Raw genomic sequence first — 25,319 nt, 5'->3', positions numbered from 1 at the left:
TAATTAAGAGTTAAAAAATTAAGCTAGGAGCCTCTTTTAAGAAAACTCCTAGCTTGTTCGGACACATTAAATTCTATTCACAAACCACAATTTCTCTCAAAAACAGACTTTTCCTAGCGACACAACGATCAACAATCGCAAATCCAGCTTCTTCAATCATCTCATCAATCGTATCGATCGTAACGACAACTAGTTTATTCGTAATACGGCGTGCATGCTTCAGAATAGAAAGTTGCTCTTCTGGAGTAGCATGAGTATACAGATTATACGGCATATCAATAATGGCTACATCATACTTTTCCGTAACATCTGATATTGGACCCGTTGTTACGTCACCTTCTAATCCAAAATGAGCAATATTTTCTCTCGATCCGTCTGTGACGAGTGGATTTATATCACGTCCGACGATGTGAATCCCCATCGAGAGTGCTTCTACAAGAACAGTGCCAATTCCACAACAAGGATCGATTGCTTGAACTCCTTCTGGATTTGGGACAGCAATGTTGGAAACGGCTCTTGCAACACGTGTGCTAAGTGCAGTCGAATATTCGCGTGGTTTTTTTAGGTGGTGCAGCCAAATTGCTTCGCTTTTGCGGTATTTTCCGAAATACCATCGTCCTCCTAAGGTAACGATGCCGAACACAATGTCTGGATGATGTACATCAGCTTCTGCTTGGACACGCCAACCAATATCTCTCTCAATCTGACGTTGCTCTTGATAACCTATTTTTTCTGATTTTTCTAAGTCATTAATTTTAACGAAAATTACTTTAAACGTGGATTCATCCATCTCTATCTGATCTACTTGCTCGATAATATCTGTCAGGTTATCTCCTTCATAAATCACTTCAATCCGCTCTTTCATAAACGGACTCCTACTAGGGTCTATCTCAATTGAACTTTTTAGAATGTTTATGTGCGAGTCTTTTCCGAAAAACGAGCGCATCTCTAAGTGGCATAACGATCGTTCCTCCTCGCTACTTGCATAAGTATATATATATGCCGGCATCCGGCTATCTTTTTCCAAATGTATTCCCACCCTTTACAGCAACAAATTATTCTTCTTTTAGTACCTTATCTGGAATAGGAGAGAAAAGCAATTGGTTAGTAAGATAAATAAAGTCTAAGGAACGAACTTTTAGAAAAAAAAGCAAAAAAACAGTGCGATCCCGTTTAAGAATTGCACTGCAACGATAGGTGATTCTAAATAGAAGGTGTTTTTTGCCTTCAATTTAGAATCACCTTATGACCTCGAGGCAGTCAGAACGCGACGTCAATCGCCATGACTGCACTAGCACGTCCTGTGCGTCGGGGCTAGGCGCAGGACGTGCGAAACGCTTACTGTGTCTTAGAATTATATAGATTCTGATAGTATTACTAAAAGGCCCATTCTTTTGAATGGGCCTTCTTACTATGAATGAAATTTATGACCCGACTTTTCGGAGTTCTTGATGTTGCTCGGTTTCATTTGCAGCTTTTGATGCTTTTAGTCTTGCTATCAAAATGACGCCAGCGACCACAATAATTTCGAAGCCATATTTAACAAAATCATTTGCAAAGTAAGGTTTTAAAAATGGTTCTCCTACAATCATTTTAGAAGCAGTCCATGCTAATACTCCTGCACCAATCGTGATAATAATTGGAAAACGTTCAATCCATTTTAAAATTAATGTACTTCCCCACATGACGATTGGAATTGATATTAATAAGCCTAACACAACGAGAACAAAGCTTCCGTGTGCTGCACCAGCAACTGCTAGTACATTATCTAAGCCCATTAACGCATCAGCAATGATAATGGTTCGTATTGCTGCCCATAGGCTTTCACTCGGTTTTAAATCATGTTCATTTTCATCGGTAAGTAGCTTGTACGCAATCCAAACCAATAATACTCCACCAACTAATAGCAATCCAGGAACATTTAATAACCATACAACTGCTAAAGTGGCAATAATTCTTATAATAATGGCTCCTAGCGTACCCCAAAGGATAACCTTTTTCTGTTGAGCCTTTGGTAAGTTTCTAGCAGCTAGTCCAATTAAAATTGCATTATCACCTGCAAGCACCAAATCAATGACAACGATTGCCATGAGGGCAGATAAAAATTCGGTAGTCAGTATTTCCAAGTTTTTTCCTCCTTCATAGATCCACTAAAAGTAGAGGAACTATATTATAGATGCAAAATTAAATCGATCGATCATAGTAAAAGTTATGCCCTTTCTATTATAATTCTTTATTTAATAATATCTAGTATTCTAGATAAATTTTTATTTCCAGTGCCCTGAATAAAAAAGCATCTACGAATATTTTTCTCCAACTCTATAATGCAAAACACTTTTAACCTATTATATAAACTTCCTACGATTCAACCAGCAAAGCAGCATCCCAAGGTGGAATACTGCTTTGCTGGTTGAAATTTAATTAAAAAAGAATACTATATTCAAATTCCAATCCTCATCGATATCTCCTCTTTACGTTTCTCTAGAATCTTCAGGTGTTCCATCTCCATACTCACTGATCCAATTGTTGTTTGAGAATCTCCGTAAAAACCGTGAAAATCAGAACCACCTGTTTGGACAAGGTTATATGTCTCTGCAATCTCTCTTGCCTGGGCCTCATCTTGTTCGCTATGCAACGGATGCTTTACTTCAATTCCTTCTAGACCGATTTCTGCCCATTCCTTAGCAGCTTCAAAATTATTGAACTGTCCTGGGTGGGCTAAAACTGGAATACCACCTGCTACTCGAATGGCTCTAATTGCATCGATTGCATTAATATACTTAATGGGAACAAAGCCTATCCCTGGTTTTTGTGTCTCATTTCCGCGGAAAAATATTTTTTTATAAAGTTCACCATAAATTCGATCTGTATAACCTTTTTCAAGAAGTGCGTGCATAATATGCTGTTTATATACCCCTGTACCACCTTCTGCAAAGCTCTGCACTTTCTTCCATGTGATGTCATAGCCAGCAGCGATTAACTTTTTTACCATTTGATAAGATGCTTCATTTCTTTTTTCGACTAGTGGCTGACAAAGAACTTCAATCGCTTCATGCCCCGGTTTTATATAGAGCCCCAAAATATGGGCACGGGTATCATGTTTAAAATCGTATGCTGAAATTTCAATTCCAGGAATAACTGTAATTCCAAGTTCGTTCCCTAATTTAATTGCAGACTCTAACCCTAGTGTTGTGTCGTGATCTGTGATCGCAAGGTGACTCACTCTATTTTTTTTGGCGAGTAAAAGAACATCTTGGATCGTGTAAGAATTATCCGAAATTTTTGTATGACAGTGTAAATCTATTTTCATGTTATCAACTCCGTCATGAAGCTAACACCATGCCTTTTAAAATCTAATGAATCATAAAAAGCATGTGCCTCTTGTCTATTTTCATTACTCGAAAGCATTAACTTATAACATTTATTGTTAATCGCTAAGTTCATTGCCTCTTTCAGCATTTTCTTGCCAATTCCCATGTCTTTATATTCTGGGTGAACAACTACATTTTCTACTATGGCGAACTTTAATCCTCCATGACCGAAGTTATCGCAAATAATAAGTGAAAACGTCCCAATGATTACTTCATCATTAGCTGCACAATAGATTTTATAAAAAGGATAGTTACTGACTTTGTTATGCATTAGTTGTGCTTCTTCTATGGACAGGACGTTATCTTTGTCTAGTTCCTGCAAAAGTTTTAGATAGGTATCTAGTTCTCCAAACTTCAATTCGCTAATTTGCACTTTATCTAACTCCCAACCTTATCCATCAATAAACCTTGTGAAAGATTGTACTGCCGATCAACAACTGTTTCCATAAAATCAAGGTCATGAAAAATGCCGATCATGCTAGTGCCATTTGATTTCAATTGAAGAATCATTTCTTTTACGGATTGCTTTGAAGCATTGTCAAGTGATGCAGTGGGTTCGTCTAGCAAAAGTAATTTTGGCTTTTTTACCATCGCTTGTGCTAAGTTTAAACGAAGTTTTTCGCCTCCGCTAAATGTGCGAGGGAAGGAATCCCATAGAGAAGCCGGTAATCTAAAGTGAGCAAGAATTTGTCTAGCCTCTACACTCGCTTCTTCCGCTTTTCCACCCATTTCAATAATTGCATCCATAACCACTTCAAGTGCGGTTACTCGGGGCATCACGTTTAAAAATTGTGAAACATAGCCAATTTCTTTTTTTCGGACCGCTAGTATTTGACGGTCTGTTGCTGTTACTAAGTCAATCGGACCAAATTGTTCAGAACGATAGATAATTTTACCGCCTGAAGGAGTATAAGTGTGATAAATACTTTTTAAAATGGTCGATTTTCCAGCTCCACTTTTACCAGTTATACCAATGAATTCACCATCATGAAGATCAAAACTAATTCCATTGCAACCAACAATCTGTTTTTCTTGATCATGGTGCATGGTAAATGTTTTCTGTAAGTCTTCAACTCTTACTAACTCTTTCATCGTTTCCCACCTCTCTTAAGCTTTAGAATGCTTCTCTATAAAATTTTCTAGATTGTTAAGGTCATGGAAGTTTTCTTCTAATTTTTTTTTGTCCCAATTCCACCATTCAATCTGTAGAAGCTTTTCAGCAATCTCCTTTGGAAATCTCGGGCGAAGTGGCGCCGCAGGTACGCCTACAGCAATCATATAAGGAGGTACGTCTTTTGTTACAACTGCACCGGCACCAATTACAGCACCTGTCCCAATTGTTACACCCGGCATCACGATAGCCCCGTGCCCGATCCAAACATCATGACCAATTTTTACCTTGTGTTCTTTCCTCCAATTTAAAAATTCACTCTCATCCGCTTCACCAAACCCGTACTGAGCACTTCGATAAGTTGCATGATGCTGGGTGACTCTCCACATTGGATGGTTTCCTGGATTAATTCGAACATGTGAAGCAATCGAGCAGAATTTCCCAATTTCAGCATAAATAATTTGTGCATCACCAGCAGTGTAGCTATAATCGCCAAAACTAGTCTCTTCCATCAATGTGTTCGCACCAAGTTCAGTCCAAGCACCTAGGGAACAATTGTTTACAATCGATCGATCACGAATGGTAGCTTCTTCACTTAATTTTTTATTTTTCATGGATCTTTCTTACCTTAATGAAGTACAGATGCTGCAACTGGTGATTGATAATTCATTTGGCAAACAATATTACCATTCATGAAAACAGTGTGCAGCACAGGACGCATTTGATCCTCACTCACGATCAATAAGTCTGCTTTTTTTCCAACTTCAATTGAACCTACCTCATGATCAATTCTTAACGCTTTTGCTGGATTTAATGACACCATATTAATTGCTTCATAGATTGAATGACCGTGATGGTAGAGTTTAAATGCTGCATGTAACATGGAAGATGGGTAATAATCAGAACAAAAAATATCAACTGCTCCATTTTCAATTGCTTCCATAGCTGAGAGATTATTACTATGGGATTTGCCTAGCAATACGTTCGGTGCACCCATAACGACATATAAGCCCATTTCCTTTGCTTTTTTTGCTACAACAAGCTCAATCGGAAATTCACTAATTGAAGCGTTCAACTCTTTGACTAGTAAAAGCTTTTCAATTGTGTCATCATCATGTGAGGCAATTGGAATGTCGTGTAATGTCGCAAGCTCAGCTAAATTTTTCAAAACACTTGGTTCTAACTTTTGTTGTTTTAAGCTTTCTTCAATAATCTCAAGCGCTTCTTCTTCTGAGTAATGGCGATGCTCAATGAGAAGTTTTTTTTGAATTTCGATATCACGGAACTGCCCTTGTCCTGGAGTGTGATCCATGAAAGACAATTGATCTATTTTATTGGTCTCGATTAATCTTCGCACTTCAGGAACCGCACTCGTATTGGTAATTTCATAGCGAAGATGTGTTTTATGACGAATTAAATGTTGATGTTGAGATAAACGCTTAATATCTTCTATGACATTAATAACCGTTTGATTTTGTCTAATCCACTTTTTTGCATTCTCTTCCATTAACGACAACGAGTGATAAATAGTCGTGATTCCTTCGCCAACAAGTTTCTTTTCTAGCTCAAAAAAGGAAACCTCAATCGGAAACTTGCTGCTCGGCCTAGGTTCTAATTCAATTTCAATTGCATCACTGTGTGAGTCAACTAGACCAGGAAGAACCCATTTTCCTTCTGCATCAATATCGTCAAGTTCTATAGAAGTTGGTAGTCCCTCTTCGATCCCTACAATACGGTCATCTTCAATAATGATCGTTCCGTTATTGATAATTCGATCAGGGGTTACAATGTTCGCGTGATAGATTTTTTTTTGAAAGTTCATAGGAAAACACCTCTCATTTTGTAATGATTTTTCATACTAGACGCTATAATAATGAATGAACGAGCAATTGTGTATAAGGATGCTGCGGATCTTCTAAAATTTGATCGGTTAAACCTTGTTCAACCACTTTCCCCTGTCTCATCACCATCGTTCGGTCTGCTAACATCCGAATGACTCCTAAATCGTGTGAAACGACAATCATTGCAACATCCAGCTCACGTTGAATTTTTCTAATTAAATCTAACACTCTTGCTTGAACTGATAAATCCAGCCCTGTTGTCACTTCATCTAGTAATAGAATCGGCGGATTATTTGCCAGTGCTTTAGAAATTTGGACACGCTGCTGCATGCCTCCGCTGAAATTCTTCGGCAATTCATCCATACGTGAAAGAGGAATTTCTACATGCTCCAAAAGCTCTGAGGCACGGTTACGAATTTTACCAACATGATAGGTTCCTGATGCAATCAGCTTTTCAGCTACATTGCCACCACTAGAAAAATTCATTTTGAGACCCATCCATGGATTCTGGTAAACCATTCCCATTAAATGATTCCGGATGTATCTTTTTTGCTGTGCTGATTCTAAAAAGATATTGTTTTCACCGTTTTGATAGGTCGATATTGTTGCTGATCCAGTCGTAATCTCATCATCAAAATATAAACTTTTGACAAGAGAACTTTTACCAGAACCGCTTTCTCCTACAATTCCAAGTATTTCACCTTTATATAAATCTAGTTCAACATCGATACATGCCCAGACACTTCCACATTGTGGACAACGATTATCTTTGCCCTCTAACATGTCAGGTGTCTCGCAGCTAGAACACCCTTTACCGTACCGTTTGTTTAGATTTCTCACTTCAAGTAGGGGAAGTTCTTCTAATAATTGATTTGTAGCACTTATCATTAAGACAACTTCCTTTCCTCTTGCTTTGATGAACAATAACCTGTGTCAGAACATTGATAGAGCTTTTCACTTGTTTGTCCATCATAAATTTCATCAAGAAATGTATCTGAGCTATTACATAAGCGACATGACAAACCATCAAAGCTTTCCACTTCGAAGGGATGATCCTCGAATTCTAATGGTTTTACATTTGTATAAGGTGGGATGGCATAAATTTTCTTTTCACGGCCGGCCCCAAAGAGGTAAAGCCCATCTGCTTGATGAAGCTTTAATAAGTCATACCTAGGTATCGGGCTTGGGTTAAAAATATACCGTCCATTTGCCAAGCTCGGATAATCGGCTCCAATTGTGATTTTTCCGTATTTTACAATGTCCTCATATAATCGTAGCCACATGCTGCTGTAATCCATTTCAGCATGTAATCGTTTTGTTTCTTTTTCTTTTGCTTCCACTCTTCGTAAAGGCTCTGGCATCGGCACTTGAAGCACTAAAATTTGATCCTCTCTAAGTGGTTTTTCCGGGACGCGATGGCGTGTTTGAATGACCGATGCAGCTTCTGTATCCTCTGTTGACGGGACATTTGAGCAGTTTTCTACAAGCTTTTTAATACTCACTGCATTAACGCTGTCATCGTGACCCTGATCGATCACCTTCAAACAATCCTCTTCTCCTATTAAAGAGAGTGTTAATTGAAGTCCACCTGTCCCCCATCCTCTTCCGATCGGTAATTCCCTGGAAGCAAAAGGGACTTGGTATCCTGGAATGGCAACAGCTTTTAGTGTTGCTCTACGAATCTCTCTTTTTGACCCTTCGTCTAAAAAAGCGTAATTATAGGTTTGCTCAATTTGCTGTATCATGAACATCAGTCCTTTCACAAAAGGTTAGAATAGTTTAGAAAGTGCTAAATGAAACTTCTCTTTCTTGTTGATCCTCTTTTTTCTTCGTCTTGGCGTTTTCCTGTGCATGACGAATGCGATCCAACATTGATTGAAATGTAATATAGTGAGGTAACTTTAAATGAGAAACAAACCCATGTGCTTCGACAGTATCAATATGCAATAACACAAATTCTTCATCCTGCGTTGGTGTGTTGCCGACTGTTTCTAAGCTTCTCTCTAAAATCGCCATTGAAATTGCTTTAACCTCGTTTTGGCCAAATGTTAAGCCGTAGCCTAACATAAACTCAACGTCACCTTTTTCATTTTGCGTAAAGGAGTTAATCGTTTCTACCTCTGTTAACAGAACTTCACCAATATAGATAGAATCCTCTTCATCATCACTGAAAGGATAAGGAATATTTACCTCTGTATAGCCTACTCTTAACTCACCAATTGTTGGATGAACAACTCCGTATCCTCTCATGCTGCTGTAAGCCATCGCCGTCATTGCCCCGGTTTCACCCCTAGTTAGCATTTGGAGCCGAGCAGATCGCGATGCGGGAAAATTGATCTTTTCACGAGTAATGTCACATGGTTCAATATCCTCAACTTGACGGTTTGCTAGCAATCCTTGGTCGCGTAGGAGATTAGCAACCTTTTGAAAAGTGTTCACGCTTTCTAGATCATCTACTTCTACGTTTAGATCCTGAATGAGTTGTTGTATCGATTCATTCTCTTCTTTACGCAAATCAAAATTTAGTAATCGGTGTGTGTAGTCGTAAGTTGGTCCTAATAGTTGTCCCCCTGGTATATCTTTAAAAGATGATGAAATTCTACGAATGACCCGCATTTCGCCGGGTTCCACTGTCATTGAATAGTAATTTCTTGGTAATGTCGAACGGTAGGCTCTTAACAAAAATGCTGCTTCAGCAGGGTCACCTTCCGATTGCTTTAGTGCCAATGCCGCATATTCTGGGGCATAAAGTCCGCCTTCTCCCATCACACGATCTATTAATAAACGCATTTGACTTAGAATTTCTTCAGTTTGTAGAACGTTTTTCGCATCTTTTAGTCGGAACATTTGAACAAGCTTTTCGGCATGTTCAATCGCTTGCTGTCCACCAGTAACTGCAACATAACCCATTATGAACACTCACTTTCTATCAAAGTTGTTCTTGGAATCGCCATCACTTCTTCTGATTCGGCAACTAATATCAAATCCACTCCAAGTGGGTATTCTTTATTTGTAAATTCTCTCTCGGCAAACCATTTAGGTGATAATCCAGCAACGTAGCATTCCTTATTTCCATCAATTCCAGGTCCAGTAAGCTTCATTTTTATGCCGCTGTTAAAACTTTTTATGTTTATAATAAGTGTCGCGCTAGAATGAGGGTCCTCTAATGTTCCGTGATTGACTTTAGTCATTAGTTCATGAATTTCCTGATCGTCTAGCTGTTCTTGAATAAATATATAGGGAGCTTGTTCAACCTTTTCAAGGTGACTGAATGTTTTCCAATGAAGATACTGACTTACTTCATCTCGTTGATTAGAGATAACATGAAAACTCGCTTCTCGATCTACTAACGTATAGGCGATAGCTAGTAACCCAGGTGAGAACCCATGAACAGGTTCAATCATATGAATAGAGTCGGAGATGCTTTGAGTTTTCCCAGGTCTTGCCATACAATCTAATAGCTTTCGATAAATTTGTTGTGTTCCATGGACCATGTCAAACGTCTTATTATCAACTTTTGTCATTGTAATCCTCCATCGTGTTAAAGTTTACCTGTGAACGAGAAACTATCGCACTCTCCTTGAGATGTCTTTCTCGTATATTTAGTTCTTCTTGTTCAAGGGTTGAAATCCATGTTTTCGTAAATGGTAGTTCTGCGTTAAATGCAGCATCCACGACTGCAATTTGGTAGGATCTTTCTGGTTCTTCTCCCATTAGGACTCCTATCCCAAATGCACGTTGAATTGAAACTGTACATTCCGTAACCAGCACTTCGCCCATATGAAAGGGTTGCATTGAAACAGAATCACGTGCTTTCATCATGACCAAGCTCGTTTTTGGTGAACGTTCCATTTGGATCGACATTGTATCTTCTACTTGAGTTGAAAGATCTTTAAGAATGGTTGGGTTACCTTCTACTAAAATTTTTGTTAAGCGAGATTTTTTCATGTCTACTCCTTCCAATTTCTTCAATTTGAATGTTTTAAAAGTAAAAACCTCTTACTTGTTTATCCTTTAATGTAACGATATCTTATCGACAAGTTGCAAAGGTTAAGCTAGTGTAAAAAAGTGATAAGATTGCATTTACAATTGAATTTTTTTATACAAAAAAACGCCGAACGTATCGACGTTTTTAGAAGAACTATATTCCAACTTTCAAGTTGGTTCTTATTTTCGATGCAGTAATTTCAAGAAGAATGGCAATGGTTAGAATAAAATAAGTGATAACCCCTACCTCACGAAGATCGAGATAAAACGCACTCGCCATAAACATATCAAATCCGATACCGCCCGCTCCGGCGGCTGCACCCATCGCGATTGCGACTCCGAAGTTAATTTCAAATCGCAAAAAAGTCCAGGATACTAAATACGAAATTGAGGAAGGTAGTACCGCTTGAGTGACAATTTGCCACCAGTTCGCACCACTTCCTTTTAATGCTTCAATCACGCCTTCGTCCAGTTCTTCAAATGACTCAGAATATGCTTTTATTAAATAACCAACAGAATGGAATGTCATTCCTATGACTGCAGCAACACTACCCAGCCCAGCCGCTACCGCAAAAATCAATACCCATAGTACAGTTGGTACAGCCCTGATAAAAGCAACAAAGCCTTTAATCGTATTCGATACTCCTCTTGAAGATAAGTTTTGAGCAGCAAACAAGCCTAATATTAATGCAATGATCGCCCCGAATAAAGTTGTTAATACAGCTAATCCAAGTGTAATCATCACCTGATAGAAAGCTTCTCCAAACGTGAAATGTGAGAAGTGTGGTTCAAAAAACATCACTTTAAGGTTAAGAAGTGTAGCACCAATTCCATCAAATAAACTAATGTCTTTATAATCAAAGGTTAGAAATCCATAGAAAGACATCAGTATAAGGACTATTAAAGTTGTTCTAATAACTAGTGAAGCCTTAGTTAACGGCTTAATCTTTATTTTTTTTGACTGATTAAGAGGCAATCCTAAGCCTAATTTACCTGATTCAGCTCCCACTATAAAATCACCCTTCTAACATAATTTGAAAGATATTCAATTGTTAAAATAGATACGATGATTGTAAGAACAACCAAGCTTGCCGCATTATAATTTAAGCTTTTATAATACAAATCAAAAGAAAATCCAATTCCAGTTCCGGTTAAAATGCCGACTAGTGTGGCACTTCGAATGTTCGTTTCAACCATAAATAAAATCCAGCTTAAAATCTGTGGAATGCAAGAAGGAATCACCGAGTGCATAACGATTGAAAAATAACTAGCACCCGTTGCTCTTAAAGCCTCCACTGAGCTGCTGCCAACTTCATCAATCGTTTCCATAAATGCCCTTGTCAAAAAACCAAAGGATACAAAAAATAAAGCAAAATATCCTGTTAAAGCACTTTGTCCAAATGAAAAGAGTAAAATCATTGCCCATGCTGCAACATCAATATTACGAAATAAGGTCGCAATGCCTCTACAAGCTACACTAAAAAAACGATTGATTTTTGTTGTTTCAGATCCGAAGATTGCAAATAGTAGAGCAAAAAAGGCAGCAATTGTCGCTGATGCAATTGATATTAGTAGTGTCTCCTGTAACTTTTCCCAAATATTAGGTAGTTTTTCTAACGATTCCACATTGGGATAAAAGTTAGTAATTCCCCACTCGAATGCTTTGGGAATTGATGCAAAGCCCTTGGCAGCATCGTACTCGGTTATCATCATTGCACCATAAGTGATACCGATAAGTATTGCCACGAGTAAGATCGAATTTCTTCTTTTCTTTGCGAAAAAATCAGACTGCATTTCTTCCACCTACATTTACAATAAGTTCTTCCATTTGAGAACCATAAATGGTGCGTATTTCATTCTCTGTAATATGCTTCGGTGATCCGTTGTAAACGATTTTACCACCACTTACACCTATGATCCGATCCGAATACTTCAAGGCAACATCTACTTGATGTAAATTAATGAGAACAGTTATGCCCATTGATGAGGATATATTCCTAAGATGATCCATAATGACCATAGATGCCTTAGGGTCCAGTGATGCAATCGGTTCATCACATAACAACAACTTAGGCTCTTGAATTAATGCTCTTGCGATACCTACACGTTGTTTTTGTCCGCCACTTAACTGATCACATCGTTTGTAAACTTGTTCATCTAATCCCAATATAGATAAGATCTTTAGAGCGTGTTTTTTTTCTTCTTCACTATAAATACCTAACATTCCTGTTAATGTAGATTTATAGCCTAAGCGACCATGTAGGACATTTTCAATGACACTTAATCTATTTACTAAATTATAATGTTGAAAAATCATCCCAATTTTTGTTCTCAATCTTCTCAAGTTCTTTTTATTTAAGCTCATTACATTCACGTCATCAAAGATGATTTCTCCGCTACTTGCATCAATCATTCTGTTGATGCAACGAAGGAGAGTCGATTTTCCCGCTCCTGATGGACCAATAACGGAAACAAACTCTCCTTCGTTAACAGAGAAGTTAACATCAGATAACGCTACTGTATCATGACCATATTGTTTTGATACATTTTTTAAATCTAATAACGTTGTCATAGTTAACTCCTTTTTAAAGATTATTATTTAGATAATTCTCTGATTGGATTAAACCAAGCATCTTCTACTTCTAAGAAACGCTCATCATCAGTCTTCTTGAATAATCCACTAACCTCAGAGTCCTCAGGAACAAACAGTTTTTCATTGTTCGCCAGTTCATCAGATGTAAAAGCTTCAACAAGCGCAGTGCGTGTTTCCTCACTAACATTGTCCATGTTTACAGCAAACGGTGCGTTTAGTACTGGTGTTACAGAAATCACTTTGAATTCTTCACCAGTAACTGTGTTAAACGGTTCAGCTGCATCTTCCTTCACCTTGTAAACCGATCCTGCTTTGTTTTCTTCACCTTCCGCTACTTCAACATAGTTGTTTACACATGTGTCACAGAATGCTGCAATATCAGCCTTATCAGTTAAAAGATTGACTGCAGACCCTTGGTGAGAACCACCGTAAAGTACTTCACTAAAGAAATTTCCACCCTCAAGTAAGTCTTCTGCAGTTAAATCTTTGTATTCATCTTTTTTGTTGAAATAAGAGACAATTCCTTCTGATGGTACTTTAAATCCTGATGTTGAGCTGTTTGAAACAAATGAAAACTTTTTATCAACTATGTTATCGATAGAGAAATTTTCACCGTCTTTGTATTCATCTTCGTTCCCATTTTTTACAGCTAACCAGCTATGGTAAACAGCATCTTCAAGTGTTCCAGATGGTCCACTTGGCACAACCAAGGGTTGAACATTTTTATTTTTTGTGTTTGCTTCAATGTAGCCTTGCGCACCCATGAATGCCAAATCAGCATTTCCATTGGCAAGAGCTTCAATTGCAATAATATAGTCTGTTGTTGTTTGGTGTTCTACTGTTTTACCTGTTGCTTCTTCGACAACTCTTCCAATTTCTTCACGTGCATCTTTCAAATCTGCCCCAGATTCATTAGGATACCAAGCAATTGTAAGTGTCCCACCTTCTTCTGTTGCACCTGTTGTTTTTGTTTCTGCATCTGCTGTGCTTTCCCCTGTTGATGAATTACTTGTAGAAGAACAAGCTGCTAAAATTGAAAAGAAAGTTAATGTTAGAATGAATAGTAGTGCTTTTTTCATGTTCGATTTCCTCCTGTAAAATTAAGTTTTTTTCTTGAACAGAACTTTCAGATTGAACATTTTCAAATGCAAAGCTTTCACTAAATTAATCTGTATTTTTACAATTTTTTGTTCAGGTACAAGATGAATCAGCAACTAAAACAACTATTTCTATTAAACAGTTTATCTAATTACTAATTCGGAACAACACCCCCTTAAAATTCTACTAAACACTTATGCATATCTCCTCTTATACGAGCAACACTATATTCAATTGGTGAACCGCTAGGATGATTCATCACACTTTCAATTTGAACAATTGGGATACTCTCGGGTATCTCTAGCAGCTCTGAGTCTCTTAACATTGGTAAACTCGCTTGGAAGGTTGATCGGAAACGAATTGGTCGAAACTGATAATGTTCAAGCAAGATACTATATAGAGATTTAAATTCATTTAAGTATGCCTCTAAGAAGGGTACCTCTTTATCAGGCATCACAGTGGTTGTAATCGAAATTGGTTTTTCATCTACATACCTTAGTATCTCTAGCCTGTACACCATTTCATCTTCAGAGAGCTCTAAATTTACTCTCTCTTCTTCTGTTGGCCGTTCCTTCTTCCAATCAAGCAATTTACTTTTATGTTTTAAACCATTATTTTCCATATTTTCTGAAAAACGTGTCTTAGATGATAGTACATATTGAATAGGCCTTGTTAAGCTATTGACGTAACAACCCTTACCTTGTAAAGGTGTTACCCATCCTAAATTTGTCATTCGAGCAATTGCTTGTCTGACAGTATGACGATTTACTTGAAATTGACGACATAGTTCATTTTCTGACGGAATTTTTTCGTTTACGCCAAATGTTCCACTTCGAATATTTTTTATTAAATACTCAGCGATTTCCAGATGTTGAAGTGATTCTTCACGTACTTTAAACATTGGACCTCCCCTTTCGTCATGTTTCAACATACTAAATTTAACTTATTAACAAGTTGCTAGGATTAATCTAGTGTAAAAAACAGTTGATTTTTCGTAAAATTTTTCAGTGAATTTGTCATATTCTTAATAAAATTTACAATACTCCCACATTCTTTAGATATAGAATCTTAAATTGAACAGTCAATTTAAAATAAGCTAAGAGCATCAAAGAAGACCCTAGCTCAAACAAGCACAATTAAATCTGTGTTTTTGATGATTATATATTCTACGTCAGCATATACTAGAAGAGTCTCTCCTGAACATTCGCTTGTTGCGGGACACTTAACCAATGTACGGACAGGAGAGACGGGTGCCTGATTTTTAGGCACCACTTTTTATTTTCACCTGCCTGTAATTTTCATTAAATAATAAGGATAGACAAAGCCACTTATAATTTGCTTTGTCTATCCTTTTTAATGTAAAAGTGTAGGTGTGCAGGAAAAACCGGTTACTTAATCGTATATAGATAAAATATACATTCATATAAACCTTGGAGGACATGAGATGAGAAAGTGGTCAACTGAAATTAATATTCAAGCTCCTATTGAAGAAGTATGGGAATTGCTTAATGGAACCTTGGAGGATATGCAGAAGATCATGCCACAAGTAATTGAGAATACACCCATAAAAGAAACAGATGATATAGTTGGTAGCATTTATCGTCAGAAATACAAGGAAGGTAAGCGCATTCAAGAATACGAAGTCGAAACATTGGAATATCATGATACACCAGATAATAAAAGACTGAAAGTAGGATTTTCACTTGCAAACATGTTCGAAATCACAGCTCTCTACGAACTCAAAAAACTTGATGAGGACAACTTACTTTTCACGTATACAGCTACAAATCGAGCTTTAAAATGGTTTGTTAAGTTATTTTTAATTTTTGCAAGTGATAAAATAGTCGTTCAATTTGCTGAGAGAGTGAAACGTGTAGCAGAATCACAGGTATGAACAAATTGATATTTTGTTGAACAAACATCCATACTATCTCTAAACATTTTTATTGGAGGTATTCATATGGAAAAAATGCCTATGACGTCAATATCCAGTGGGATGAGTATGGCTGTGTTACCAGATGTATACTGTTTTTCTGTTCAAATCGTTAATGTGATTTTTCTTGGTAATCCAAGTGTATCAAATGAATTCACCTTAATTGATGCGGGTATGCCTGATTCACATGAAATGATTATTGAGGAAGCAAAAAAGCGGTTTGGTGAGGATTGTCGATTAAAAAGCATCATATTAACTCATGGTCACTTTGATCACGTCGGTGCTCTAGAAGGCCTTACTAATAAGTGGGATGTACCCGTTTATGCACATGTTTTAGAAGAACCCTATCTTACAGGTAAATCAGATTATCCACCACCTAATCCAGAAGTAGAAGGGCTCATTGCCAAGCTTTCACCAATGTTTCCACGCCACAGCATTGACATAGGCTCAAGGCTAGAGATTCTCCCAGCCGATGGAAGCATTCCAGCTTTAGAAGGATGGCGTTATATACATACACCCGGACATACTCCAGGACATATTTCTTTATTCAGAGAACTTGACCGAGCTTTAATCGCAGGTGATGCATTTGTAACCGTTGAGCAGGAATCACTTTATAAAGTCATGACACAAAAACAAGAAATAAGCGGACCACCTGCCTACTTTACATCCGATTGGCCAGCCGCTTCGGCATCAGTAAAAACACTTGCTGCTTTAAAGCCGCAAATAGCCGTAACTGGCCATGGACTCCCGATGGTCGATGAAGAATTAGAGACAAACTTGGAAAAACTTGCTAGAGATTTTGACCAATCAGAAATACCCGAGAATCGCAAATAACATGGAGTAGAACATCGGTGTCCCACCGCTGTTCTTTTTGATGAAGTCAGTAAATTCCCGTATGGCGATGGAAATAGGTAACAAACTGGTTTCTGATGGCTTATCTTACACAAATGAAGCAAACACAGCTTTTTCAAGAATTGATCAATCAATGAATGGTGTTTCGATTAGTATAAAAGAAGTTTCCATTTCTGTTGATGAATTAAATAACCTTAGCTCACAAATTGTTGAAGCAGTAGAACATGTTAAATCAATTTCCGAAAAAAGTTCACTCTCTAGCCAAGAAGTATCAGCAGGAACACAAGAAACGGTTGCAGACATAGAAGAAATTTCTTCCTCTGCTCAATCACTCTCGTCATTGGCCGAAGAATTACAATTCGTAGTGGCGAAATTTAAAATTAAAGAGTAAAAAAAAGCTACTTGAACTTCATGTTCGGTAGCTTTTTTTAATAATGTTTCTATCTCCTTGTTTTTACCCATAAACTGTAGGAATAACCTTTAGGAGGCTCATCATGATCATCATACAAAATGGGTATAACCTTCAGTCATCTTCGTTTACTGATCAACAAAATGAAATCATTCAGTTGATGAATCGCTATCAGGAAACCTATTCTTACACAAATCGTTCACAATTTCTTTTTGAATTAAAGCTACGGATGGAGTCGATACAAGCTGCAGAAGATCTTTACAAAAGTGGTGTGAAGTTTGCTACTTTTGCTACTTCGAGGTGCAATGAAAAACTATGGACATTGACCAGTCAAGGTGGATTTGTTATTCGTCAAGGGGTAAGTCCTTCAGACGCAATCAATGACATTTTTAATAACGGACAGCTCTATGCCTTTGAGTGTGCAACCTCAATCGTTATTGTTTACTACAAGGCTGTTCTTGAGTCGATAGATCTTAATCAATTTAATCGTTTGTATCAAGGAATGATTTTATATGATTGGCATTTTGACGACGACCTCTCGATTTATACAAGAAGAGGAAATGATTATTTACCAGGTGATTGCTTGTATTTTAAGAATCCCGATTTTAATCCCAAAACCCCACAATGGAGAGGCGAAAATGCAATTTATCTAGGTAATAACTTATTCTATGGACATGGGATTGGCATTAAGGACGCTGCAGGTATTATTGAATCCTTAAGTAAAAAAAGGAGGCCAGGAGCCACTGAATCACCCTTTTTACTGTCACAAGTGACTCGTTTAGACGCAAAATTTCTTTATAACTTCAGCCCAATGGACAATTTGCGAGTTCCTGCTTTTTTACAAGAGAATACGATCGTGACTCGAATTGGATCTAAGAGAATGTGGATTTAGAAATCAATTTCGGACTGGAAATTGAAAGTGTCACCCCTTTTATTTTCCAAATGCCTTCCGCCTCTTATACCAGTCGAAGCAATTCAAGTGTTTGTTTGCTTCTAATTCCATTGCAGCGAGATCCTGCCTTAAAACGATAGGGTCTCTTTCATCCCATCGTACATATCGAATAAAATAATAGTTTTTTATCGGAGCAAATACAACTACTGAGTGAGGAAATTGATCAAAGATAAAGTCAATATTCCCTCTTTTTTTAAAGGAGTAATTTAGGATTCGCATATCATCACCAATCTCATTACAATCTATGATTCTCTTTTCTCATTTTCTACCTTATTTTACTGTATTTCAATTCTTTAAAGGTTGGAAAGTTCTCCCTACTCTTCTATTCCTATTTTCATAGATTCTTAAACTTTTCTAGTTTTCAAGTATGAACCGTTTGCAGGTAGAGGGAATCGATATTGGTTGAAGAGTAGTGAAAACAGGAGGTCTTTTTTCTAATAGTCAGCGTTTGTCAACAATGATCTTGGTTAGTAGCGTAATCGTAACAGATAACACTGTATATGTTATTACCCAGACAAAAAACGTTTCATTAAAAAATAGTAAAGAAATGAAAGAGAAAACTACAAAGATAATAGCTGGTGGGACAACTACTTTTTTGGTCAGAAGATAGCCTATAACGGTGGCGAGGAAAACAAGCAAAGGAAAAATAGTGAAAATCATTAAAAATTCCATCATACACCTCATGTTTTATTTCTCTATATTTTACCCTTTCTTAGTTCCATACACAAAAGAAGGAACTGACCAGTTACTGGAAGTTCCTTCTTTTGTGTATGTTATCTCTTTAGGGCATTCTCCACATTTAGGATGATCTCATCTACATTCTCATAGCATGCTTCAAGCTTAAGCAATTTTCTAATAATCTGCTTTGTGTCATTTGTTAACGTTAATTCTTCCTCCCAGCTGCTTTCCTTTTTAGAGGATGGAGTGAACTTGGAATATAACAAAAAGAGAATGAAATGTCCTAATGCATAAAAGTCACTTTCCACTGATAAATCGCGAAATAATTGTTTTTCGAGTGAACCGGGTTTCTCTTTTGAAGTGGGGTTCTTTTTTTCATTTAAAAACTCAGAAAGACCAAGATCAATGATAAAAAGTTGGTCTTTTTTCAGCAAAATATTAGGAAGTCTTAGATCCCGATGAATCAGTTGATGATTATGCAGATACTTGACAATTTTCAAGACTTCTAATAGAAAATGCAAACTTTCTTTTTCATCGTAAATTTGGCCTTCACCTAGAATCAGTTCTTCGAAGTTCTTTCCTTCTATTAGTTCCATCATCAGAAACATCTTATCTTCCCATTGAACAAAGTCGAGACATTTAGGGATTGACGGGTGGCTCAGTGTCGATAGCGTTTCCGCTTCTTTTATAAAATCTTGTTTACTTGTTTTGTACTTTCTTTTTCTAAGTTGTTTGACAACAATGCGTTCAGACGTTTTTTTATCGACTGCATAATACGTCATTCCATAACTACCTTTACCAAGAAAGCCTGTGATTTGATAACGGTTTTCTATAACAAATCCACTTTTTAGGGGTCGTTCAAAAAATTCACTAAGGGTTTTTAGCATCCTTATTTATCAACTGCTGCTATAAGACTTTTTGAAAAAGCCGCTTGAACTATGCTTTTTTTTGTAATGTTTATGTCCATATTTAGATGGATGTCCGTAATGCTTTGATTTTTTGTAACCACTACTTGAATTATGATGGGATTTGCTACCTATTAAGCTTTTAATCATTTTTTTAAACATGTTTATTCCCCGTTTCTTTTTTCATTTTTTTAAACAAATAGGCACCTCTACCGTTAAATGGTAAGGTGCCTCTATACATAAAGGGGGCTTTACCATCATTGGCAAAGGTCTCGCTAACAACTTGTTTGTTGCCAAATAAAGCCGAGGATCAGATCCCGTAATGACGACTTTAGTGTAAAAGCTACTCCCCTTTGGAGTTATGAAAATTAAAATACTAACTTAAGTTTATCAAATAGGGTGACATTTTTCAAATAATACGCCGTGCACTTAGTTAAACACATATACCCTAGTTTCATAAGGCCTTAAGGTTACAGCTGTTACATGCTTATGTGGCTCAATATGATAATTACTCAGTACTAGTGCATCTAAAGAAAGTGGCAATTTACTGTACTGATAGTGTGCTGCTTTGTCGCTCATATTGCTTAATACTAATGCCTTTTTATCATCGAGCGTTCTAGTGTATGCGTAAATTTGTTTATCTTCTGCAAGAAGTAAATCATAATTTCCGTAAACAAACACTTGATGTTGCTTTCGAAGTATAATCATTTTCTTGTAAAAAGAATAAATAGAGTTTGGGTCTTGCATTTGCTTTTCTACATTAATATTTTTGTAGCTGTCGTTTTCACCAAACCATGGAGTTGCCGTTGAAAAACCACCATTTTTTTCTTCATTCCATTGCATTGGTGTCCGAGAATTGTCGCGACCTTTTGTCTGAATGATTCCCATGATTTCTTCGTGTGTACGGCCTTTTGCTGTTTCAATTTGGTAGAAATTTCTCATCGCTACATCATCATAGTCTTCAATTTTGTCAAAGTGTACATTTGTCATTCCAATTTCTTGACCCTGATAGATGAATGGAGTTCCCTGCATTAAGAAGTACATCGTCGCAAGAGCTTTTGCACTTTCAACAAGGAATTCTTTGTCATTCCCCCATGTAGAAACAGACCTTGGCTGATCATGGTTCTCGAGGAATAATGCATTCCATCCCGTACCTTCTAAGCCCTTTTGCCACTTCGTTAGCGTTTCCTTTAACTTAACAAGTTTTACAGAACCTTCTTTTCCTGTTTCCCATAATCCTAGATGCTCAAATTGGAAAATCATATTAAAGATCCCGTTGTCTTCTCCAACCCAATCCTCTGCTTGTTCAAGCTTTACACCGTTCGCTTCCCCAACTGTCATGATGTCATAACGCGCAAACGTTTGCGCTTTGAGCTCTGTTAAATAGTCCATAACTCCATCAACATTCATGTGATAATCAAACGATGACACGTAATCTAAGCCTTCTGGATTTGGTAGATCAGGAAATCCTTCTTTTTTCTTAATATGAGAAATCGCATCCACACGGAAGCCATCGATTCCTTTATCAAGCCACCAATTAATCATTCCGTAAACAGCTTCTCGCATATCTTCGTTTTCCCAATTAAGGTCAGGCTGCTTTGTCGCAAAGACATGCATATAATATTGGTTGGTTTTCTCGTCGTATTCCCAAGCTGAACCACTAAAGATACTTTCCCAGTTGCTTGGCTCTTTTCCATCTTTACTATCTTTCCAAATATACCAATCACGCTTAGGGTTTTCTTTTGATGAACGAGATTCAATAAACCATGGATGCTCGTCACTTGAATGATTCACAACTAGATCTAGTATAAGCTTCATGTCTCGTTTATGTACTTCACTCAATAACTCATCAAAGTCTTCCATGGAACCAAAGTCTTCCATAATATCTTGATAATCACTTATATCATAACCATTATCTATATTTGGTGATTTAAAGACTGGACAAATCCATATGACATCGATTCCAAGATCCTTCAAATAATCTAACTTCGAAATAATTCCGCGCAAGTCACCAATGCCATCACCATTAGAATCCATGAAGCTTCTCGGATAAATTTGGTAGGCAACCGCTTCTTTCCACCATACTTTATTCACTTTTTAACACTCCTTTATATGGTTAACCATTAATTATAACTTTTAGAAAATTATTCCAAGTATTCCCTTACATTATCGCTCCTGAGTATTATACTCTAAATTTGGTAAAAATTGAACATTTTCTTTTGGTGTTTGACCTACATCTTTAAAGCTTTAAAAGAGTGGGGCAAGCACCGTTTTTTATTATAGGATAAATTTGGCCATACTAGTCGATAGAGCAAGTGCGAGTTTGGATAAGTGGGTGATGATTTGAAGTTGACTGAGGATGAAAAGAAAGCGCTGAGTGTAGCGATTGATCGAATGAATGAAGGTCTTGATTCATTTATAGAGTTTTATAACGAGTCTGAAGAGGACAAACAGTTAATAGAATTTGCGGACGAAACAACAGCAGTTATTGAAAAAGCCGTTCAAATTTATGGAAAAGAGGAAGTAACCGCAAAGATTAATACGATTATTCGAGAAGTTCTTTCTTTTTTGCCGAATAAAAAGGACTGATATATATGATGAACAAAACGAACAAGATTCTTATTCAGTGGCTAAGCTGGCCAATTCATGTTCGAATAGCCTTAATTGTCATCTTGCTTATCCTTTTTTTTGGAGAACTCATTTCAGTTATAGAACCAAAGGAGTTTCCAACAGCGTTTGACGGCATCTGGTGGGCAATCGTAACTGTTTCAACTGTAGGATTTGGTGATTCTACACCCAAAACGCATGCGGGAAAATTAGTCGGAATGGTGACGATCTTAATAGGTGCAAGCTTTGCCGCTTCCTATTTTGCTATTTTATCAGCCGCTACTTTTCAAAAACAACAAGCCTATGTTGATGGTGAAATACCTTTTAAGCGGAAAAATCATGTCGTAATTATTGGTTGGAACGAAAAAGCACATGAAATGATTCAATCACTGCGAGCGGTTAAACCTTTTAAACAAATTGTTCTCATTGATCATTCTCTCAAAGAAGCACCATTAATGGAAAATGTTCATTTTATCCGTGGCAATCCAACAAATGATTTCACTTTACTAAAAGCTAACGTTAAAGAAGCAGATGCTGCGATTATCACGGCTGATCAGCATAAAAATGAACTAGATGCTGATATGCAATCAGTATTGGTTCTTCTTGCACTTAAGGGAATTAACCCCTCTCTGTATTGTGTGATTGAAATATTAACCGAGCATCAGGCCAATAATGCAAAACGAGCAGGTGCAGATGAAATCATTAAAACCTATCAGCTTACTAGCCACTTTATTATGAGTAGCTACCTTGCAAAAAATGGACTTTCTACTATCTATTCGAAGCTCAATCCTGCAACAGGTAATTCATTTCAAGTCCTTCCTGTTCCAGAAAATTTAGTGGGTAAAACATTCAAAGAGGCTAGCATTCACCTACTTGATCAGGAATCTATTCTTTTAGGTATAAAAAGAGAAGAGGAAGCGAAAATGAATCCGCCCCTCTCCTACGAAATCCTTGCTGGAGACTACTTAATTGTGTTTTCACATTAATCATCTACCAGAATAGCTTCAAGCTCTTTTACTAATGCCTTTCCGAGTTCAATATGCTCTTCAGGAAAGGTAGCGTCCTTGTCTTGTGGTTCTTGAAATTGATCAATTGATGCTGTGAAATTTCCAATGTGCACGTTGTCATCAAGTCCTATTTGATATTTATGCGCTAATAAAAACGGACGACCAATTTGCACACTTGTATTTTGAGAATCTAATTGGCCATCAACAGCTTTAAAGGGTACACGTAAAAATTGATAGCCCACTTCATCATCTATTTTATAATCAAACGAACCATGATCATAATCCCAATTCCCACCGATTGAGTAGCCTAAAGGCTTCATCTCTTTTTCTAAAAAGTACATCTTAAAAGACTGACCTTCCAACTTTGAAGGAATCTCGATCATACTAGGGCGACCTCCTTAAAATTCTCTTTTATCGTAGGTTTTCCCACGGATCCTTAAAACATGCTACCATTTTCTTCATGAAGAATTCCCACCCTTAAAACCGCAAAAAAAGGGAGCTCGCATCATATACGAGTCTCCCTTTTCTTTATTTTAAACGCTTCTCTAACTCAGCTTTAACCTCTTCGAATCCTGGTTTTCCAAGTAAGGCAAACATATTCACTTTATAAGCTTCAACTCCAGGTTGATCAAAAGGATTCACACCTAATAAGTATCCACTCATTGCACAAGCCTTTTCAAAGAAATACACAAGGTAACCAAATGTGTATTCATTCATTTCTGGAATGTTCAAAACTAAGTTTGGTACGCCGCCATCAGTATGGGCGAGCATTGTACCTTGGAATGCTTTTGTATTAACAAAATCCACTGATTTACCCGCTAAATAATTTAATCCATCTAAATCATTCGCTTCTTCTTCGATTATAATTTCATGACGAGATTTTTCAACTTTAATAATTGTTTCAAATAAATCACGACGTCCTTCTTGCACGTATTGACCCATTGAATGTAAATCAGTTGAAAAGTTTGCCGATGATGGGAAAATTCCTTTTTGATCTTTTCCTTCGCTCTCTCCGAATAACTGCTTCCACCACTCAGAGAAATATTGAAGGCCTGGCTCATAGTTAATCAGCATTTCAATTGTTTTCCCTTTGTTGTAAAGAACGTTTCGAACTGCTGCATATTGATATGCTGGGTTTTCATCTAGCTCTGATTTTGAAAAGTCCTCACTAGCGTCAGCTGCACCTTTCATCATCGCTTCAATGTCAACGCCAGAAACAGCAATCGGAAGCAAGCCAACAGCTGTTAGAACAGAGTAACGACCACCTACGTCATCAGGAATAATGAATGACTCATAGCCTTCTTCAGTTGCCAGTGTTTTTAATGCTCCACGCTCTTTATCTGTTGTAGCGTAGATACGCTTCTTCGCTTCTTCTTGTCCATATTTTTCTTCCAAAAGTTTACGGAAGAGACGAAATGCAAGTGCAGGTTCAGTTGTTGTACCTGATTTAGAAATCACGTTAATAGAAAAATCTTTTCCATCAATTAGCTCCTTCAAGTCTTGCATGTAAGTAGAACTGATATTATTTCCGACAAAAACCACCTGAGGAGTTTTGCGTTGTTCTTTTGATAATGCATTATAGAAAGAATGAGTTAACATCTCTATTGCCGCTCTAGCTCCTAAATATGAGCCACCAATTCCAACGACTAAAAGTACATCAGAATCAGATTTAATTTTTTCAGCACTTTTTTGAATGCGTGAAAATTCTTCTTTATCATATTCAGTTGGAAGATCCACCCATCCTAAATATTCACTACCTGCACCTGTTTTTTCATGAATTGAATGATGAGCAACTTTTACGAAGTCACGTAAGTATGTAAGTTCATGTTCACTAAAAAAAGATAAAGCACTAGAGTAATCAAAACGAACATGTGTCAAATCGTTTTCCTCCATTATTTTATAAGATTTATTTCTGCCTCTTTCACTTTATCTAAACTTAGACGCTAAATCAAGCAAGCCTTATTTTGTAAGCGTT

29 protein-coding genes are annotated in these 25,319 nt (G+C 37.1%); 6 read left to right on the top strand and 23 right to left on the bottom strand.

From position 1 onward, the window contains the following. Positions 1–73: 73 nt before the first annotated feature. The 17 genes from ACFFIX_RS06315 to ACFFIX_RS06235 form a co-directional block, all read right to left on the bottom strand. The gene (locus ACFFIX_RS06315; RefSeq protein WP_378931937.1) at positions 74–1,009 is read right to left on the bottom strand and encodes a TRM11 family SAM-dependent methyltransferase; all 936 of its coding nucleotides are present in this window, start codon (positions 1,007–1,009) and stop codon (positions 74–76) included. A 415-nt stretch (positions 1,010–1,424) separates the two neighbouring features. After that, on the bottom strand, positions 1,425–2,126 hold the full coding sequence (locus ACFFIX_RS06310) for a TerC family protein (protein WP_512700165.1): 702 nt from the start codon (positions 2,124–2,126) through the stop codon (positions 1,425–1,427). A gap of 314 nt (positions 2,127–2,440) precedes the next feature. Beyond that, positions 2,441–3,310 (bottom strand): PHP domain-containing protein, encoded by an 870-nt coding sequence (locus ACFFIX_RS06305; RefSeq protein WP_378931693.1) that lies wholly within the window; start codon positions 3,308–3,310, stop codon positions 2,441–2,443. Further along, entirely contained in the window at positions 3,307–3,744 is a 438-nt protein-coding gene (locus tag ACFFIX_RS06300) for a GNAT family N-acetyltransferase (protein ID WP_378931691.1), read from the bottom strand. The genes ACFFIX_RS06305 and ACFFIX_RS06300 overlap by 4 nt, the downstream gene beginning before the upstream one ends. A gap of 5 nt (positions 3,745–3,749) precedes the next feature. Continuing rightward, positions 3,750–4,463, bottom strand: a complete 714-nt coding sequence (gene phnL, locus ACFFIX_RS06295) for a phosphonate C-P lyase system protein PhnL (RefSeq protein ID WP_378931689.1) — start codon at positions 4,461–4,463, stop codon at positions 3,750–3,752. 15 nt (positions 4,464–4,478) lie between these two features. Further along, complete coding sequence (locus tag ACFFIX_RS06290; RefSeq protein WP_378931687.1) at positions 4,479–5,096, bottom strand: DapH/DapD/GlmU-related protein; 618 nt, start codon at positions 5,094–5,096, stop codon at positions 4,479–4,481. A gap of 14 nt (positions 5,097–5,110) precedes the next feature. After that, a complete protein-coding gene (locus ACFFIX_RS06285) occupies positions 5,111–6,304 on the bottom strand; it encodes an alpha-D-ribose 1-methylphosphonate 5-triphosphate diphosphatase (protein ID WP_378931685.1) in 1,194 nt (397 codons plus the stop codon). A gap of 43 nt (positions 6,305–6,347) precedes the next feature. Beyond that, entirely contained in the window at positions 6,348–7,211 is an 864-nt protein-coding gene (locus ACFFIX_RS06280; RefSeq protein ID WP_378931683.1) for an ATP-binding cassette domain-containing protein, read from the bottom strand. After that, a complete protein-coding gene (locus ACFFIX_RS06275) occupies positions 7,211–8,068 on the bottom strand; it encodes an alpha-D-ribose 1-methylphosphonate 5-phosphate C-P-lyase PhnJ (RefSeq protein ID WP_378931681.1) in 858 nt (285 codons plus the stop codon). The genes ACFFIX_RS06280 and ACFFIX_RS06275 overlap by 1 nt, the downstream gene beginning before the upstream one ends. A 34-nt stretch (positions 8,069–8,102) precedes the next feature. Then, entirely contained in the window at positions 8,103–9,233 is a 1,131-nt protein-coding gene (locus ACFFIX_RS06270) for a carbon-phosphorus lyase complex subunit PhnI (protein ID WP_378931935.1), read from the bottom strand. Continuing rightward, the gene (phnH, locus tag ACFFIX_RS06265; RefSeq protein ID WP_378931679.1) at positions 9,233–9,847 is read right to left on the bottom strand and encodes a phosphonate C-P lyase system protein PhnH; all 615 of its coding nucleotides are present in this window, start codon (positions 9,845–9,847) and stop codon (positions 9,233–9,235) included. The genes ACFFIX_RS06270 and phnH overlap by 1 nt, the downstream gene beginning before the upstream one ends. After that, positions 9,834–10,271 carry a phosphonate C-P lyase system protein PhnG gene (phnG, locus tag ACFFIX_RS06260; RefSeq protein ID WP_378931677.1) on the bottom strand — a complete coding sequence of 146 codons (438 nt, stop codon included), beginning with the start codon at positions 10,269–10,271 and terminating at the stop codon, positions 9,834–9,836. The genes phnH and phnG overlap by 14 nt, the downstream gene beginning before the upstream one ends. A 193-nt stretch (positions 10,272–10,464) precedes the next feature. Then, positions 10,465–11,319, bottom strand: coding sequence for a PhnE/PtxC family ABC transporter permease (locus ACFFIX_RS06255; RefSeq protein WP_378931674.1), 855 nt, complete (start codon positions 11,317–11,319; stop codon positions 10,465–10,467). Then, on the bottom strand, positions 11,319–12,104 hold the full coding sequence (locus ACFFIX_RS06250; RefSeq protein WP_378931673.1) for a phosphate/phosphonate ABC transporter permease: 786 nt from the start codon (positions 12,102–12,104) through the stop codon (positions 11,319–11,321). The genes ACFFIX_RS06255 and ACFFIX_RS06250 overlap by 1 nt, the downstream gene beginning before the upstream one ends. After that, positions 12,094–12,882, bottom strand: coding sequence for a phosphonate ABC transporter ATP-binding protein (phnC, locus tag ACFFIX_RS06245; RefSeq protein WP_378931672.1), 789 nt, complete (start codon positions 12,880–12,882; stop codon positions 12,094–12,096). The genes ACFFIX_RS06250 and phnC overlap by 11 nt, the downstream gene beginning before the upstream one ends. 23 nt (positions 12,883–12,905) lie before the next feature. Then, positions 12,906–13,982, bottom strand: a complete 1,077-nt coding sequence (locus ACFFIX_RS06240; RefSeq protein ID WP_378931671.1) for a PhnD/SsuA/transferrin family substrate-binding protein — start codon at positions 13,980–13,982, stop codon at positions 12,906–12,908. Between the two features lie 194 nt (positions 13,983–14,176). Continuing rightward, positions 14,177–14,902: a GntR family transcriptional regulator gene (locus ACFFIX_RS06235; protein ID WP_378931670.1), complete on the bottom strand. Its 726-nt coding sequence runs from the start codon at positions 14,900–14,902 to the stop codon at positions 14,177–14,179. 543 nt (positions 14,903–15,445) lie between these two features. Between ACFFIX_RS06235 and ACFFIX_RS06230 the strand changes: the two genes are divergently transcribed. The 4 genes from ACFFIX_RS06230 (at position 15,446) to ACFFIX_RS06215 (ending at position 18,087) form a co-directional block, all read left to right on the top strand. Beyond that, entirely contained in the window at positions 15,446–15,895 is a 450-nt protein-coding gene (locus tag ACFFIX_RS06230; protein WP_378931669.1) for an SRPBCC family protein, read from the top strand. Positions 15,896–15,961: 66 nt separating this feature from the next. Then, on the top strand, positions 15,962–16,768 hold the full coding sequence (locus ACFFIX_RS06225; protein WP_378931667.1) for an MBL fold metallo-hydrolase: 807 nt from the start codon (positions 15,962–15,964) through the stop codon (positions 16,766–16,768). 40 nt (positions 16,769–16,808) lie between these two features. After that, on the top strand, positions 16,809–17,177 hold the full coding sequence (locus tag ACFFIX_RS06220) for a hypothetical protein (protein WP_378931665.1): 369 nt from the start codon (positions 16,809–16,811) through the stop codon (positions 17,175–17,177). Positions 17,178–17,280: 103 nt separating this feature from the next. Continuing rightward, positions 17,281–18,087, top strand: a complete 807-nt coding sequence (locus ACFFIX_RS06215) for a protein-glutamine gamma-glutamyltransferase (protein ID WP_378931663.1) — start codon at positions 17,281–17,283, stop codon at positions 18,085–18,087. A 39-nt stretch (positions 18,088–18,126) separates the two neighbouring features. Here the strand turns inward: ACFFIX_RS06215 and ACFFIX_RS06210 are convergent, their stop codons facing one another. The 4 genes from ACFFIX_RS06210 to ACFFIX_RS06195 form a co-directional block, all read right to left on the bottom strand. Continuing rightward, positions 18,127–18,366, bottom strand: a complete 240-nt coding sequence (locus ACFFIX_RS06210; RefSeq protein WP_378931661.1) for a protein YuzH — start codon at positions 18,364–18,366, stop codon at positions 18,127–18,129. Positions 18,367–18,588: 222 nt separating this feature from the next. After that, positions 18,589–18,807, bottom strand: coding sequence for a DUF2651 family protein (locus ACFFIX_RS06205; RefSeq protein ID WP_378931934.1), 219 nt, complete (start codon positions 18,805–18,807; stop codon positions 18,589–18,591). A 113-nt stretch (positions 18,808–18,920) separates the two neighbouring features. Continuing rightward, positions 18,921–19,712: a protein kinase domain-containing protein gene (locus ACFFIX_RS06200; RefSeq protein WP_378931659.1), complete on the bottom strand. Its 792-nt coding sequence runs from the start codon at positions 19,710–19,712 to the stop codon at positions 18,921–18,923. A 447-nt stretch (positions 19,713–20,159) separates the two neighbouring features. Next, positions 20,160–21,824, bottom strand: coding sequence for a glycoside hydrolase family 13 protein (locus tag ACFFIX_RS06195; protein ID WP_378931656.1), 1,665 nt, complete (start codon positions 21,822–21,824; stop codon positions 20,160–20,162). 249 nt (positions 21,825–22,073) lie between these two features. On the opposite strand from ACFFIX_RS06195, the gene ACFFIX_RS06190 reads away from it, so the two are divergent. Next, complete coding sequence (locus ACFFIX_RS06190; RefSeq protein WP_378931654.1) at positions 22,074–22,319, top strand: atypical membrane-integrating protein (Mistic protein); 246 nt, start codon at positions 22,074–22,076, stop codon at positions 22,317–22,319. A gap of 8 nt (positions 22,320–22,327) precedes the next feature. Then, positions 22,328–23,323 carry a potassium channel family protein gene (locus ACFFIX_RS06185; protein WP_378931652.1) on the top strand — a complete coding sequence of 332 codons (996 nt, stop codon included), beginning with the start codon at positions 22,328–22,330 and terminating at the stop codon, positions 23,321–23,323. Here the strand turns inward: ACFFIX_RS06185 and ACFFIX_RS06180 are convergent. Then, the gene (locus tag ACFFIX_RS06180; protein ID WP_378931650.1) at positions 23,320–23,727 is read right to left on the bottom strand and encodes a YugN-like family protein; all 408 of its coding nucleotides are present in this window, start codon (positions 23,725–23,727) and stop codon (positions 23,320–23,322) included. The two genes, ACFFIX_RS06185 and ACFFIX_RS06180, sit on opposite strands and share 4 nt — an antisense overlap. A gap of 145 nt (positions 23,728–23,872) precedes the next feature. Next, complete coding sequence (locus ACFFIX_RS06175; protein ID WP_378931933.1) at positions 23,873–25,222, bottom strand: glucose-6-phosphate isomerase; 1,350 nt, start codon at positions 25,220–25,222, stop codon at positions 23,873–23,875. Positions 25,223–25,319 lie beyond the last annotated feature (97 nt).

The sequence above is a fragment of the Metabacillus herbersteinensis genome, from assembly GCF_042433335.1.
Classification (GTDB): Bacteria; Bacillota; Bacilli; order Bacillales; family Bacillaceae; genus Metabacillus; species Metabacillus herbersteinensis.
Note: the sequence above shows the minus strand (reverse complement) of the source record. Positions and strands in the feature narration are given on the sequence as shown.